Annotated in this window: 13 protein-coding genes; 7 read left to right on the top strand and 6 right to left on the bottom strand. The window is 51.1% G+C overall.

The features are described 5' to 3' along the window. Positions 1–356: 356 nt before the first annotated feature. The 6 genes from DYD62_RS18210 to glyQ form a co-directional block, all read right to left on the bottom strand. On the bottom strand, positions 357–1,031 hold the full coding sequence (locus tag DYD62_RS18210; protein WP_115228809.1) for a M48 family metallopeptidase: 675 nt from the start codon (positions 1,029–1,031) through the stop codon (positions 357–359). Next, on the bottom strand, positions 1,028–1,762 hold the full coding sequence (locus DYD62_RS18205; protein ID WP_115228808.1) for a lysophospholipid acyltransferase family protein: 735 nt from the start codon (positions 1,760–1,762) through the stop codon (positions 1,028–1,030). Before DYD62_RS18205 ends, DYD62_RS18210 begins: the two co-directional genes overlap by 4 nt. Next, positions 1,763–2,311, bottom strand: a complete 549-nt coding sequence (gene gmhB / locus DYD62_RS18200; protein WP_115228807.1) for a D-glycero-beta-D-manno-heptose 1,7-bisphosphate 7-phosphatase — start codon at positions 2,309–2,311, stop codon at positions 1,763–1,765. A 154-nt stretch (positions 2,312–2,465) separates the two neighbouring features. After that, entirely contained in the window at positions 2,466–4,538 is a 2,073-nt protein-coding gene (gene glyS, locus DYD62_RS18195) for a glycine--tRNA ligase subunit beta (RefSeq protein ID WP_165928771.1), read from the bottom strand. 5 nt (positions 4,539–4,543) lie between these two features. Continuing rightward, the gene (locus tag DYD62_RS18190; RefSeq protein WP_132038732.1) at positions 4,544–5,026 is read right to left on the bottom strand and encodes a surface-adhesin E family protein; all 483 of its coding nucleotides are present in this window, start codon (positions 5,024–5,026) and stop codon (positions 4,544–4,546) included. A gap of 5 nt (positions 5,027–5,031) precedes the next feature. Continuing rightward, positions 5,032–5,928, bottom strand: coding sequence for a glycine--tRNA ligase subunit alpha (gene glyQ, locus DYD62_RS18185; protein ID WP_099399385.1), 897 nt, complete (start codon positions 5,926–5,928; stop codon positions 5,032–5,034). Positions 5,929–6,383: 455 nt separating this feature from the next. On the opposite strand from glyQ, the gene DYD62_RS18180 reads away from it, so the two are divergent. From DYD62_RS18180 to DYD62_RS18150, 7 genes are all read left to right on the top strand, one after another. Continuing rightward, on the top strand, positions 6,384–8,282 hold the full coding sequence (locus DYD62_RS18180; RefSeq protein WP_115228805.1) for a lytic transglycosylase domain-containing protein: 1,899 nt from the start codon (positions 6,384–6,386) through the stop codon (positions 8,280–8,282). A gap of 215 nt (positions 8,283–8,497) precedes the next feature. Further along, on the top strand, positions 8,498–9,430 hold the full coding sequence (locus DYD62_RS18175) for a complex I NDUFA9 subunit family protein (protein WP_115228804.1): 933 nt from the start codon (positions 8,498–8,500) through the stop codon (positions 9,428–9,430). Positions 9,431–9,465: 35 nt separating this feature from the next. Continuing rightward, complete coding sequence (locus DYD62_RS18170) at positions 9,466–9,723, top strand: hypothetical protein (protein WP_115228803.1); 258 nt, start codon at positions 9,466–9,468, stop codon at positions 9,721–9,723. A 293-nt stretch (positions 9,724–10,016) separates the two neighbouring features. Next, positions 10,017–11,009, top strand: a complete 993-nt coding sequence (locus DYD62_RS18165) for a 2-hydroxyacid dehydrogenase (protein ID WP_115228802.1) — start codon at positions 10,017–10,019, stop codon at positions 11,007–11,009. 40 nt (positions 11,010–11,049) lie between these two features. Beyond that, entirely contained in the window at positions 11,050–11,622 is a 573-nt protein-coding gene (locus DYD62_RS18160) for a histidine phosphatase family protein (RefSeq protein ID WP_115228801.1), read from the top strand. Between the two features lie 166 nt (positions 11,623–11,788). After that, positions 11,789–14,035, top strand: coding sequence for a PAS domain-containing sensor histidine kinase (locus tag DYD62_RS18155; protein ID WP_115228800.1), 2,247 nt, complete (start codon positions 11,789–11,791; stop codon positions 14,033–14,035). Beyond that, positions 14,025–14,639: a response regulator transcription factor gene (locus tag DYD62_RS18150; protein ID WP_099397985.1), complete on the top strand. Its 615-nt coding sequence runs from the start codon at positions 14,025–14,027 to the stop codon at positions 14,637–14,639. Before DYD62_RS18155 ends, DYD62_RS18150 begins: the two co-directional genes overlap by 11 nt. Positions 14,640–14,655 lie beyond the last annotated feature (16 nt).

The raw sequence follows: 14,655 nt of genomic DNA, 5'->3' as shown, positions 1-14,655 counted from the left end.
CAGGATTTGAATTAAGTTGTTTCTTTCGAGCGTGAGTGTTTTCAACCCCAGTCATTTGTCATTGATCGAGACTCGTAGCACAGGGCTTAAATCTCACTTTGAAGCACGCCGAAGCGAGGAACAAGCGGGGGTGGGATTTCGGCGAAGACTGTCTGAACGAAGCGAGCTCCACAGCCGCCAACTCGATAGTTCGCAGTGAGTAGTTTTGTGTTTTTGGAGTTGCGGCTTGGCTTCGTTTCTTGAACGTTCAAGAAAGGAACGCCCCTCTACGGTGGCCACCGCTCCAAAACAAGGTAACGAAGGCACTAAAAAGCATTATTTTTGGTATTGCATTGCCCAGCGCACAAAATACCCCCCTACCACGCAAACAGCATTGCGCCGTTTTGCTTTAGCCATAAGCGATGCGTTTTCCAATCAGGGCAGGCGCTGGTGACGATGGCCCAGAAGCGGGGGGAGTGATTTAGTTCTTTTAAATGCGCCAGCTCGTGGATCACCACATAATCAATCACTTGCGGCGGGGCCTGCATTAAGCGCCAGTTCAGGCGAATATCCCCTAAGGCAGTACAACTGCCCCAGCGGCTTTTAGCCGAGCTTAAAAAAAGCTGCCGCGGCTGAAGACCCATGACCTCGCTCCAATACACCAGCCTTTGCAAGAAATATGACTTGGCGCTGCGCTGATAAAAGCGCGTTAGCGTCACGGGTAAAGGCGTTTGTTCTGACACATACAGCACATCTTCTTCCAGCCGAGTACGACCAGCACAGCGCTGCACAAATTTAGCCTGGCCCTGCCAAAGTACACTACTGCCAACCGCCAGCGGAGCAGGAGCCATTATTGGCATAGCAAGCCTAGCCAGTATCCACTTGAGTTTGCTCTCAATGGCCCGTTCAGCTTCTTTTAAAGGCGCGCGGGCGGGCAGAATCACGGTTAAACCATTAGCGGTGATTTTCAAACCAATCGAGCGCCTGCGGCTGCTGCGCTCCAGCTGATATAGTAACTCGCGATCCGCCAAACGCAGCGAATGCACCGTCATTTTTTAGGCGAGTAACAAGGGCCAACGCCGCCAAAACGCTGGATTTCATTCTCAATCCACGTTTCAACTTCTTGAGTCAGCTCTTGTGGGCTGCGGCCAGCTGGCTCTATCGGCTTGCCAATCACCATAGTGATTTCACCCGGCCACTTCAGGAATGAATTTTTCGGCCAGAATTCGCCCGAATTAAGCGCCACCGGCACAATCGGTACTTCCAGATCAACGGCCAAACGCGCACCGCCCTGCTTATAAGGCTTGTAGCCACCCGATGGAACACGTGTGCCTTCCGGGAAAATGACAATCCAGAAGCCTTTAGCTAAGCGATCTTTACCCTGAGCAATCAGCTGCTTTTGCGCCTCAGCACGGTTTGATCGATCGATCGCAATCGGCGATAAAGTGGCTAGGCCCCAGCCAAAAATCGGCAATTTCAGCAGTTCTTTTTTCAATACCCAAACTTGTGGTGGAAACACATGCTGCAAGGCCAGCGTTTCCCATGCTGATTGATGCTTGCACATCACCACAGCAGGGTCTGCAGGCAGATTTTCAATGCCTTCCACGCGATAAGTCAGGCCACAAGTGAATTTAAGCCACTTGAGCATTGTCCACGACCAGCCACGAATAATCCGGTAACGCAGCATAGGAGGCAGCGGCAGAATCAAAATTGCAATCACACAGAAAATGGGAGTTACTACAGGAACAGCAAGCCAATACAGAATGGAGCGCAACCAAATCATTTAATCTTCACCCTCTGGGCCTAATAAATGCGCGGCAAATGCCGCCAAATCGTCAAATACCTGTGTACCCTCGGGCATCAGGCCTTTCTGTTCAGTTTTAATGCCATTACCGGTGCGAACCAGCACAGGCTTACCGCCAACAGCCGCAATGGCTTGTAAATCACGCAGCGAATCGCCCACCATCGTCAATTGCGGGCAAGGTATGTGAAAACGACTGGAAATATCTAAAATCATGCCGGGATTAGGCTTACGACAAACACAGCCTGCATCTGGTCCATGCGGACAGAAAAACACCGCATCCACATGCCCCCCCTGCCCAGCAATGGCCCGGTGCATCTTGGCATGAATACGGTTGAGCGCGTCCACCGCAATCATTTTTCGGCCAATCGCGCTTTGATTAGTTGCCACCACAATCGTCCAGCCCGAGCGAGATAACTCGCCGATGGCTTCTAAACTGCCTGCAATCGGCAGCCATTCTTCCGGCGTTTTGATGTAATCCGGGCTGTCTTCATTGATTACGCCGTCGCGGTCGAGAATCAATAACTTCATACGCGACTCCGTTTTAAACCTGTTTCAAAAAAGCTCAAAGAGCCGCAGACACAGAGGACAACACCGAGTACACAGAGAATACCTAAGCGCTGTGTACCCGCTTTATTCACTTCGTGCACTCAGTGTCTGCAGATCTTTTGAGCGTTTTTTGCGTTTACTCAGCCAATAAAGACAACTCAGCCACGCGGTTCATCAGGCTGGCCAGCGCGGCGAGCAAGGCTTGGCGATTGCCACGTACAGCTAAATCATCAGCCATAACCATCACTGAATCAAAGAAAGCATCTACTGGCTCTTTTAAAGCGCTCAGTGCTTTCAGCGCACCGGTAAAATTCTGGCTCGCTAGGGCACTGCTCACCACAGGCTGCAGCTTTAATAACTCAGCATGCAGGGCAATTTCAGCCTCATCACTCAGTAAAGCCGCATTCAGCTCAGGCAAATCGCCCTCGACTTTTTTCAGGATATTGCGAATACGCTTATTTGCCGCCGCCAAAGCAGTCGCTTCTGGCAGGGTTTTAAACGCCGCGACGGCTTGCAGGCGAATCACCATTTCGTTCAGCAGCGTTGGGTTCAGCGCCAAGACAGCATCGATATCTGCAGCCGGGTAATCAGCAGCCAGATAGTTTTTCAGGCGATCTTGCATAAAGCCATAGACGCCATCAACCGTGCCCTCTGCAACCACACCCGCAGGGAAAGCTTCCGCAGTAATACTGAGCAATTCTTTCAGATCCAGCGGCAAATCCAGCACCATACGCAATACACCAAGCGCGGCGCGGCGTAAGGCAAACGGGTCTTTATCGCCAGTTGGAATCAGGCCAATACCGTAAATGCCAACAATGGATTCCAGCTTATCCGCCAGCGAAACAGCCTGAGCCACCGCGCCAACCGGCAAAGTATCACCAGCAAAACGCGGGTGGTAATGGCCTTCAATCGCATTAGCAACCGCTTCGTTTTCGCCATCGATACGGGCGTAATACATGCCCATTACGCCTTGCAGCTCTGGGAACTCACCCACCATATCGGCGATCAGATCGGCCTTAGCTAAGTAAGCAGCACGTTTACAATCGGCCACATCGGCATTGAGCTTCACCGCAATGGCACCGGCAATTTTTTGCAGGCGCTCTACGCGCTCAAGCTGGCTGCCGATCTTGTTGTGATAAACCACATTGGCCAGCTGCGGCACGCGGGATTCAAGCTTCTTCTTTTTATCTTGCTCAAAGAAGAACTCGGCATCCGAAAGACGCGCACGCAATACACGCTCGTTACCATGAATAATATGGCTTGGATCGGCGGTTTCCAGATTAGAAACCACTAAGAATTCAGGCAGTAATTTGCCATTCTGATCCAGCAGCGGGAAGTATTTTTGATGCTGCTGCATCGATAAAATAAGGCACTCTTGCGGCACTTGCAGGAATTTCTCGTCGAAATGTCCGGTGTAAATCACCGGCCATTCAACCAGCGCAGTGACTTCGTCCAGCAAACCATCCGAAGGCGCAATCTGAGCATTCAGCTCAAGGCAGGCATTATTAAGCTGATCAGCAATCAGTGCACGGCGTGCATCAAAGCTTGCCTCTACAAAGCCATCATCAAACAAGCGGGCTGCGTATTCATCGGCATTTGCCAGCTCAATCTCACCGCTGGATAAGAAACGATGGCCCAGCGTGCTGCGGCCCGCTTCCAGATGCAAGACCTGAGCAGGCACGATATCGCTGCCATGCAGTGCAACCAGGCCGTGCACAGGGCGAATAAACTGGCCGTCCCTATCGCCCCAGCGCATCATTTTTGGCGCGGGCAGTTTTTTAAGCGTGGCTGCAATAATGCCTGACAACACTTTAGTCAGCGCTTCGCCTGTTTTTACCGATGAAAAAACATACACATCCTGCTTACCATCTGAGCCTTGCGAAAGCTGCGAGACATCCACACCGCAGCTGCGCGCAAAGCCTGCAAGGGCAGGCGTTGGCACGCCATCTTTCATACCAGAAGCAACCGCCGGGCCACGGCGCTCGATGGCCTGATCCGGCTGCACAGCCAGCACATCAGCGATCGATACAGCAAGGCGGCGCGGGCTGGCAAACGATTCCACTTCAGCATCTTTAGCCACAAAACCCAGCTTGGCTAATTCATCAAAAATACCACTCGCAAACACTGCGCCTAATTTTGGCAGTGCTTTGGGAGGCAATTCTTCGGTAAAAATTTCAATCAGCAGTGTTTGAGATATAGGATTGGACATGGGGATTAATTCTCTTCTAATTTAGCTTTAGCTTCTTTCTCGGCCATGATTTTACAAACTTGGCGAACAAAATCACCGCCAAAGCTATTGGCTGGCGGCTCATCGAATTCCCACTGAAAGCCCGGAATATCATAACGGGCCACCTGCTCGTTTTCCGCATCGCGCAAATCGCTTAATACACCCGCCATTTTTTTTGACGGGCAATCAATGGCATGGCGCGAATACTTCAGGCGATATTTCTTTTTGGTCGTTTCATCAATCTGATCTTGATTAAACTTCTGCTGCAACCAGACGTAGGTGTACTTGGTTGGCGCGTAATCATCGTCATGCGTAATCGATTTCACATCGACCAACATTTCATAATCCGCCATCGTGCCGTAACTGCGCCAGTCGCCTTCTTTTGGAACTTCAAGCGGGCCGTAAACCTCATCTTCAAATTTTCCACAGCCAGCAAGGAGGGTAATCAACAACAGATAGCGGATCATCATGCCCCCTAAGCCGGTGTAACTTGGCACATAGGGAAGCCCAATGCTTCGCGCGAATCGTAATAAGCACGGGCCACGAGGCGTGAAAGCGTGCGCACACGCCCGATATACGCAGCGCGTTCAGTCACCGAAATCGCACCGCGGGCATCCAGCAGATTAAACACATGCGAACACTTCATCACCATTTCGTAGCCTGGCAGCGCCAGATTGGCTTCCATCAGGCGTGCGGCTTCGCTTTCAAATTTATTAAATAAATCGAGCAGCAAGGGCACATTGGCGTGTTCAAAATTGTAAGTCGATTGCTCAACTTCATTCTGATGGTAAATATCGCCATAAGTAACCTTCTGGCCGTTCGGATAAACAGTCCAGACTAGGTCGTAAACGTTTTCCACGCCTTGCAAATACATAGCTAGGCGTTCAACGCCGTAAGTGATCTCGCCCAATACCGGCTTGCAATCAATCCCGCCAACCTGTTGGAAATAAGTGAACTGGGTGACTTCCATCCCGTTCAGCCACACTTCCCAACCCAAGCCCCATGCACCCAGGCTCGGGCTTTCCCAATCGTCTTCTACAAAGCGGATATCGTGCACACTGGTATCGATGCCCAGCTCGCGCAAGCTACCCAGATACAAATCCTGGATATTGTCGGGCGAGGGCTTTAAAGCCACCTGAAACTGATAATAGTGTTGCAAACGGTTTGGATTTTCACCATAACGGCCGTCTTTAGGGCGGCGTGAAGGCTGCACATAGGCCGCATTCCAAGGCTCCGGGCCTAGGGAGCGCAGAAAAGTAGCGGTATGAAATGTACCGGCACCTACTTCAATATCGTAAGGCTGCAACAGTGCGCAGCCATTACGGCCCCAATAGTTTTGCAGCGTGAGCAGAATTTCTTGGAAAGTCAGCATATTCCCATTCTCAGTTCTTTATTCTTAAACGCCCTGATTCTACTTGCTTTTAGCCTGTCTCGGGAGAAAGGGATTAAGCAAATCAGGCATGATTAATCACTCTGCTAGGCAGCACTCACGATCTGAGCGCCTGCTCCGCCTGCCTTTGCAGCGATGATTGACTCCTTATTTTAGATGAGGAACAAATTGATTTGCATCTGTTCATCACTTTAAAGCACATTTCAATTGATACGATTGAATCACCTACTCTATTTACACAAAATATCCCGGCAATACTGCCAAAAATATCACCGTATTTTCTTGGTCTGTTTTTATTGTTTAAGCGGATGAAACGTCAACAGCCCCTCATACACAAATAAATATTTTCATCTTTTACAATTACTGACCTACGAATACCCGCAAGGCTCAGTTATGCTTGAAGTTGTGCTTGCCTGCCCCATACCTCTGAAAAAAATATGAAAAAACTTTTATTGATTGCCTCGCTCTCTCTTTCCGCCAGCGCACATGCACGGCTGGATTTATCTTCCCTGCGTGAGGCCGCCCGAAGCCGAGATCTACCTGCTATTGCAAAAATGGCCGATGCAAGCAACGGCGAAGCATTAGAAATGTATCCGCGCTATTACTGGCTAAGCAGCCAGCTCACCACGATCAGCGAAAGCGATGTACAAAGCTTTTTAAAGAACTATGACAACAGCCCACTGGCAGAGCGCTTTCGTGGCGAATGGTTAAAAGAGCTGGGTCGTCGCAAAAGCTGGGCGAGTTTTAATCTGGAATACGCCAAAGCAGACGCACCAAACAATGAATTGCAATGTTTGCGTGCGCAATCGGCCATCGCCAGCAATGAAGCAGCGCCGCTATCGGCCGCCAAACCCCTCTGGTTTTCTGCTAGGCCACAAAGTGAAGCGTGCAACCCTGTATTTGACGCCTTATTTAACAATGAAGAGCTAAGCCAGGCCGATGCATGGGCGCGTATCCGCCTGGCACTAGCCGACAATCGCACCGACCTTGCCCGCCAATTGGCCGCGCGTGCTGGCAACCCAGCCGAATTCACAGCAAGAAACATCAGCGCGCTCGCCGCTAATCCTGAAAACCAATTTGCAAAACTATCCTTATCGACTCAAGCAGGCCGCGAATTAGCCATCTATGCCTTGGGCCGAATTGCACGGACAAATCCGGATCGAGCCGCCAGCCTGCTCAATGGCGTAGAAAAACAATTGCCAGTGGCGGATCAACGCTATGCATGGCAGCAAATTGGTTTAATTGCCGCCAAAAAACAACATGAACAAGCCTCTGCTTGGTTAGGCAAAGGCGATACGCTGGGTATGGACGGCGAAGATCGTTCATGGTCAATTCGTGCCGCGCTGCGTTTCTCTGATTGGGAAACCGCCCTCGCCCGTATCGAGGCCCTGCCAGCCCAAGAGCAACAGACCAGTACATGGCTTTACTGGAAAGCACGCATCCTGAAAAACCAGAATAAAACCATAGAAGCCAATCAGCTTTGGGCTGCAGCCGCAGAAAACCATGATTTTTACGGCCTGCTTGCCAGAGAAGAACTCGGCCCCAGCATGGAGCCCGCCAATATCCGCTATAAGGCCAGCGATGCCGAAATCAAGCAAATCCGCGCCATGCCAGGTGTGCAGCGCGCTTTAGCCCTGATCGATCAGGATTGGCGTATCGAAGCCATCCGCGAGTGGAATTGGGCCATGAAAGGCTTAACAGACCAGCAATTGCTGGCCGCTGCCGAATTAGCGCGCAAGCAAAACTGGTATGACCGCTCGATTTATTCCGCCGAGCGCACCCGTCAGCTGCATGATTTTTCGCTGCGCTACCCAACGCCTTATTTAGATTTGATTGAGCCCGCAGCCAAGAATGAAGGCATTGATCCGGCATGGGTTTACGGCCTGATGCGGCAAGAAAGCCGCTTTATCAGCATTGCACGATCTGGCGTCGGGGCCAGCGGCCTGATGCAACTCATGCCCGGCACGGCCAAATGGGTCGCCAGCAAAATGGGTAAAAAACACTTTAATCCGGCCGACGTGAATGAATTAACGACCAATATCAGCTTTGGCACCTTCTATTTGCGCTATATATGGGAGCGGCTGGACGACAATCAAATTTTAGCCACCGCCGGCTATAACGCGGGCCCTGGCCGGGCAAGAGCATGGCAATCCAGCCAGGCATTGGATGGAGTGATTTATATCGAAACCATTCCATTTAACGAAACACGCGACTACGTTAAAAAAGTCATGGCCAATGCGATTCACTACGCCCACGCCTTTGGGGACCAAGGGCTGCCGCTAAAGCAACGCATCGCCAAAGTAGCAGGACGTGGTCAGGCAGTGGATGCGCCTTGATTATTATCGATTAACAAGATCCTTCAGCTTATCTTGACGGTGAGCTAAACCTTAAACCACAGAGTAAAACGAGAACACCGAGCACACAGAGAAAACCACCCCATCATTGCATTTCTCTGTGGAACTCTGTGCGCTCTGTGGTTCAAGGCTTAGCTCTGCAAAACATCAGCTACAGTAGCAACACAACACCCCCATATCGAAACAGAGAAACGCGCATGTCCAAAATCTTATTAATCGGTGGAAGTGGATTTATTGGTAAACAACTGGCCGCCAGGCTAGCAAAAGCCGGGCATGCGGTCACCCTGCCCACCCGCCATAAAGAAAACAACCGTGAAGATTTGCTGCCCCTGCCCTTTCTCCGCTTAGTCAGCGCAGATATCAATGAAGATGCCACTCTCACGCGCTTAATTGCCGGGCAGGATGTGGTGATTAATCTGGTGGGTATTTTGCAAGGCAATGAGGCGAGTTTTAAAAAAGCCCATGTCACGCTTACTGAAAGAATTATCGCTGAGTGCACCGCTCAAAATGTAAACCGCTATCTACATATGAGCGCCTTAGGGGCAGATATTTATGGCCCGTCCATGTATCAGCGCAGCAAAGGCGAGGCCGAAGCCCGTGTTAAAGCCAGCGTACTCGACTGGACAATCTATCGCCCTTCGGTGGTATTTGGCCAGGAAGACCAATTTCTCAACCTTTTTGCCTCATTACTGAAGATGGCCCCCTTTGTGCCATTAGCGGGTGCAGAGACGCGATTTCAGCCCGTATGGGTGCAGGATGTCACCCGGGCTTTTGCCCTAGGTGTTACAGATAAAACACTGATTGGCAAAACGCTCAGCCTTGTTGGCCCCAAGATCTACACACTTAAAGAGCTAGTCGCTTATACAGCACAAACCATTGGCATTTGTCGCCCAATTATTTCCTTACCCAACTTTCTGGCCCGGGTGCAAGCTAGTGTAATGAGCCTGCTGCCCAATCCTCCGTTAAGTCACGACAATCTGGATTCACTGCGGGTTGATAATATTGATACAGCTGGCTTTGCCCCGGAATTAGCCTGGCAGCCAACGGCACTGGAAGCGATTGCGCCTCTCTATTTAGCAGGCAAACAGCAGCGCTATAATCAGTTACGCAGCCAAGCTCATAGAAATTAAGTTCCTTTTTGTCCATCGTTTAAAGGGTAAAAACCATGCAAATTGTAATCGGCAACCTTCCACCGGAAACCTCCGCAGAAGACGTACGCAGCCTGCTAACTGATGAAATTGGCCTGAACGACTTTGGCTCAATCACCATCACCGACAGCAATAGTGAAAACGTCCTTGCTCTTGTGCAGCTACTGACCGACAGCGCCGCTGCGGCCGATGTGCTCACGGCCAAAATCACCGACTTTCACTGGAAAGGCCGCAGCCTAACCAGCAGCCATACGCATATGTTTAAAGAAGGCTAAGCCTTGCTGATTGCCGAGTAGCAAAACAGGGCATGAATTAGACCCTAATCTCACTTGAGCCCTACTTGCAGTCACCCCAGTCAACCTTAGGGCTAAAGCAGAGTCTGGTTTTACATAGGGCGTGCAAGTCGTTTTTCTTGCGCACCGCTCTTGGTGAAACCCAATCCTATCAACTGAAACAAAACATAGAAAATGTGACGTTTTTCGTAGGAGTGGCTTTAGCCGCAAAGGCGCTGCATATCAAAACATTCGCGGCTAAAGCCGCTCCTACGTTACAGATAAACAGGACAGCCATGCGCATCGCCGTTTTTGACAGCAAACGATACGACCGAGCCACGCTCAGCCAAGCCAATGAACACCATGGCCATGAGCTGGTATTTTTTGAAGACCGCTTAAATATCCAGACCGCCGCACTGGCATCTGGCTTTGAAGTGGTCTGCCCTTTTGTAAATGACCGAGTCGACGCCCCCACCTTGGCACAGCTTGCCAAGCTAGGCGTGAAACTAGTCGCACTACGTTGCGCAGGGTTTAATGGCGTCGATTTAGCCGCAGCCGCAAAACATGGCATCAGCGTAACGCGCGTTCCCGCTTATTCCCCCGAAGCCGTAGCCGAGCACGTTTTTGCCCTGCTGCTCACGCTAAGCCGTAAAACGCATCGCGCTTATAACCGCATTCGTGAAGGCAATTTCTCACTGGATGGCCTAGTTGGTTTTAACTTGCATGGCCGCACTTTTGGTATCGTTGGCGCAGGTAAAATTGGCGCAGCCACCATTGCCATTGCTCATGGTTTTGGCTGCAAAGTGCTGGCATTTGACCGCAACCCATCCCCTGAGCGCGCAGCGGCTTTAGGCTGCACCTTTGTTTCGCTGCCCGAGCTACTGGCGCAATCCGATATCATCTCGCTGCACACCCCGCTCACCAATGAAACCAAACATATGATCAATGCCGATACGCTGGCAGGCATGAAGCCAGGTGCGGTGATTATCAATACCAGCCGAGGCAGCCTAATCGATAGCAGCGCCCTACTCGACGCACTAAAAAGCGGCCAAGTAGGCGGTGTGGGATTGGATGTTTACGAGTACGAAGAAGGTGTGTTTTTTGAAGACCTGTCCGGCTCGGCATTAGAAGACGACGTTCTGGCAAGGCTCACCACCTTCCCCAATGTCATGATCACTTCCCATCAAGGCTTTTTAACCGACGAAGCGTTAGAAAATATCGCCGATACGGTACTGTGCGAAGTCAGCGCTTTTTCCCGAGGCGAGCCGCTGATTAATCCGGTGCAGTAATAAGCATCGCTTCAAACGCCCATCTTTCAAAAGGTGCTCTGTGCAAAAAGTTTACTTTATTACCCACCCTGAAGTGCTAATTGCCCCAGATGTTCCGGTTACCCAGTGGTCATTATCTGAAAAAGGGCGGGAGCGGATGACCGCCTTTCTTCAGCAAGCATTTGTCCCTTCTTTGACGGCGATTTATAGCAGTGAAGAAACCAAAGCAATTGAAGCGGCAGCAATACTCGCAGCTTCAATTGATATAAAAATAGAAAAATTAAGCGCCCTTGGGGAAAACGATCGCACTGCCACTGGCTTCTTACAAAAAGAGCAATTTGAAGCAGCAGCAGATCAATTTTTTGCCCACCCAGAAAACTCTTTTCAAGGCTGGGAGCGCGCTTGCGATGCGCAACAACGCATCATCAATGCGGTAGAACACATCATTCAAAAGAGTGCAGAAAAAAACATTGCCATTGTGGCCCACGGCGCAGTGGGCACGCTCTATAAATGCCATCTCAAAAACATAGCCATCAGCCGTAGCGAAGATCAGCCATCGCAGGGACACTATTATTGTTTTGATGTAAAACATCGCCAGCTGGAACACGATTGGCTCCCAATATCAGCAAACTAACTCCTCAAAATATGTTGAGGATGAGTAGGCCCCAATTACCCACCGCCATCAGTTCACACCGATATCAAGCCCTAAACTTAGGCTCTCCTAGACAATTACTGACAACCGTGGATAATTAATCTTTCACAGCCCGACTTTTTCGGGGTAACACCATGGCTTATCCAGATTGACTCTGCACCCTATCACCTTGTCTCCCCGTCTTGGCCGCTGGCTTCAGCTGCTACCCGGCCTGATTGCAGCGCTGTTTACGCTGGCTTTTGCCAGCTGGCTGCTGCTTACCACTGATGCCGATCAAAAACAGCGCAGTAACCAGCTGGAGCAGGATTTGCTCTGGCAAAAGCAGGCTATTCAGCAACAAATTACCGCCAATACCGACGCCATCAATGCCCTTGCGGTGACCGATTACAATAAGCAATCAGCGCTATTTCAGGCACGCGCTTTTTCTTTAATTCAAAACAGCCCAGAAATTGTCAGCCTAGTGGTCAGAAATCAGGATGATTTCAAAATCTGGTGGTCTGCCCCCCAGCAAAAAGTACGGCCATTTAATGGTGAAAGCGGCTGGAGCACGCTGCCAGCAAAACATGATCAGCCGCCACTGGCCCAATATGCTGTGTCCAGCGCCGACGGGCACAATTTTATTATTGCCACTTTTTCTTTTGAGCGGCTTTTACAGCAGCAAGTACCTTGGTGGATTGCACAGCGCTATCAGGTATTACTGCTTAATCATAATTATGTAACGCTGGCAGCCAAATCCAGCCGCCAGCTTGATCCAAGCGGCCTAAGTACGCGCATTGCACTCGATACCCCGCCCTTGGGATTATCGATACAAGCCGAGCTTTACCATGTACCTCGCCACAGACTGACTGAATCGCTGCCTTGGGTGCTGCTGTTTTTAGCCATTGGCATGTTGGCATCTACCGCACTTTTGCACCGCGTGATGCGCGTTCGCTCTCAGGCAGAAATGCAATTACGCGCCGAAACCGCGCTGCGCCAGGCGATGGAAGACTCGCTGGTCAGCGGGATGCGGGCGATGGATAAGGATGGACGCCTGATCTACGTAAACCGGGCTTTTTGTGAAATGACCGGTTTTAGCGCCGACGAGCTGCTTGGCCAGCAACCACCACTGCCCTACTGGCCGCCCGAAGAGCTTGAGCGCTGTCAGGCCGCTTTTGATGCGATTCGCTTGGGCCGCGCCGATCCTAACGGCCAAGCCGTACGCTTTATGCGCAAAAATGGCGAACGTTTTGATGTCAGCCTGCATGGCTCCAGCCTGATCGACGGCGCGGGGCGACATATTGGCTGGATGGGCTCGCTCTACGATATTACCGAGCTAAAACGTGAACGCGAAGTGCTGCAAGCCTCGCACCAGCGTTTTGTCACCGTGCTTGATGGGCTGGATACGGCGGTTGCCGTGAGCGATGCCGACAGTGGTGAGCTGCTGATGAGCAACCGCCAGTTTGATCGCTCATTTAACCTGCCAGACTGGCGTGGCCGCTGCTGTATCGTGCCATTTAGCGCCCGCCGCTTTGATACGCCAATCGACTCAGAATGGTATGACCCAATCAAAAAACGCTGGTTTCAGATCAAAAGCCGCCACAATCTATGGGTAGACGATTCAGATGTCTGGCTTGAAGTAGCCACTGATATTACCGCGCTGAAATCTGCCGCCGAGCGCGAGCGTCTGCAAAATGAAAAACTACAACAAACCAGCCGGCTGATCTCGATGGGCGAAATGGCCTCCAGCCTTGCCCACGAGCTGAACCAGCCCTTGGGCGCGATTGCCAGCTATGCATCAGGCTGCCGCAATATTCTGGCCAATCCTCAGCCTAATTTGCAGCAATTATCCCAAGCCATCGAAAAAATGGGCGAACAGGCCCGCAGGGCCGGGCAAATTATTCGCGGCATTCGTGAATTTGTACAACGCCGCGCTCCGCATCGCCGCCGCTGCACCATTACCGGCCTGCTAGATACCGTACTGGATTTGCAATCGCACGAGGCAGTACGGCGCGGGGTAGAGATCAGTATTTCAGAATCGGGCGACTTACCGCCTTTATATGTCGATCCGATTATGCTGGAACAGGTATTATTCAATTTAATTCGCAATGCCATGGAAGCCATGAACGATACGCCTGCATCGCAGCGTACTCTGGCCATTATGCTGAGCAGGGAGCATGATTACTTACAAGTTATCATTGCGGATCGTGGCACTGGTATTAGTTCTGAACAAATGGAACAATTGTTTAAACCGTTTTACACCACCAAAGACACCGGAATGGGAATGGGGCTGAATATTTGCCGCTCTATTATCGAATATCACCAAGGCCGTCTTTGGGCAGAAAACAATCCTGGCGGCGGTTGCCGCTTTATCTTCACCGTACCGTTTTCCGAGGAAACCCAGGCAAATGAACCCTGATCGCCGCATTGCAATCGTTGATGACGATGACGCCATTCGCGATGCCCTCGTCTGGCTTTTTTCCACCCGCAATCACCGTGCTGACAGCTATGCCAGCGCTGAAGCGCTGCTTGCTGATTACACGCCTGAGCGCTACGGCTGCCTGCTGCTTGACGTGCGTATGCCCGGCATGGGTGGCTTAGAGCTATTTGACCGAATCAAAGAGCATCCTTATTGCCCGCCCGTGGTGTTTTTAACCGGCCACGGCGATGTACCCATGGCCGTGGGTGCTTTAAAACAAGGCGCAACTGATTTCGTTGAAAAGCCATTTAACGATAACGATATCGTTGATCTAGTAGAGCGCTGTCTCGCCAACGACGCCACCAAGCGCGGCGTTTGGCAAGTGAAGATGCAAATCACCAAGCGCCTTGGCACCCTCACCCCGCGCGAGCGCGAAGTGATGAAGCTGATCCTGACTGGCCGTTTAAACAAACAAATTGCCGATGATTTATCCATCTCAATGAAAACCGTCGAAGTTCACCGCGCGCGGATTTTAGAAAAGATGCAAGTCAAAACCGCCATGGAACTCGCCGCCCTGCTGCGTGGATCCGGGGTAGAGCCTTAATTTTCATGGGGTTCAC

The organism is Iodobacter fluviatilis, from assembly GCF_900451195.1.
Classification (GTDB): Bacteria; Pseudomonadota; Gammaproteobacteria; order Burkholderiales; family Chitinibacteraceae; genus Iodobacter; species Iodobacter fluviatilis.
The sequence above is the reverse complement of the archived record's forward strand: the minus strand, read 5'-3'. Positions and strand labels throughout refer to the sequence as shown.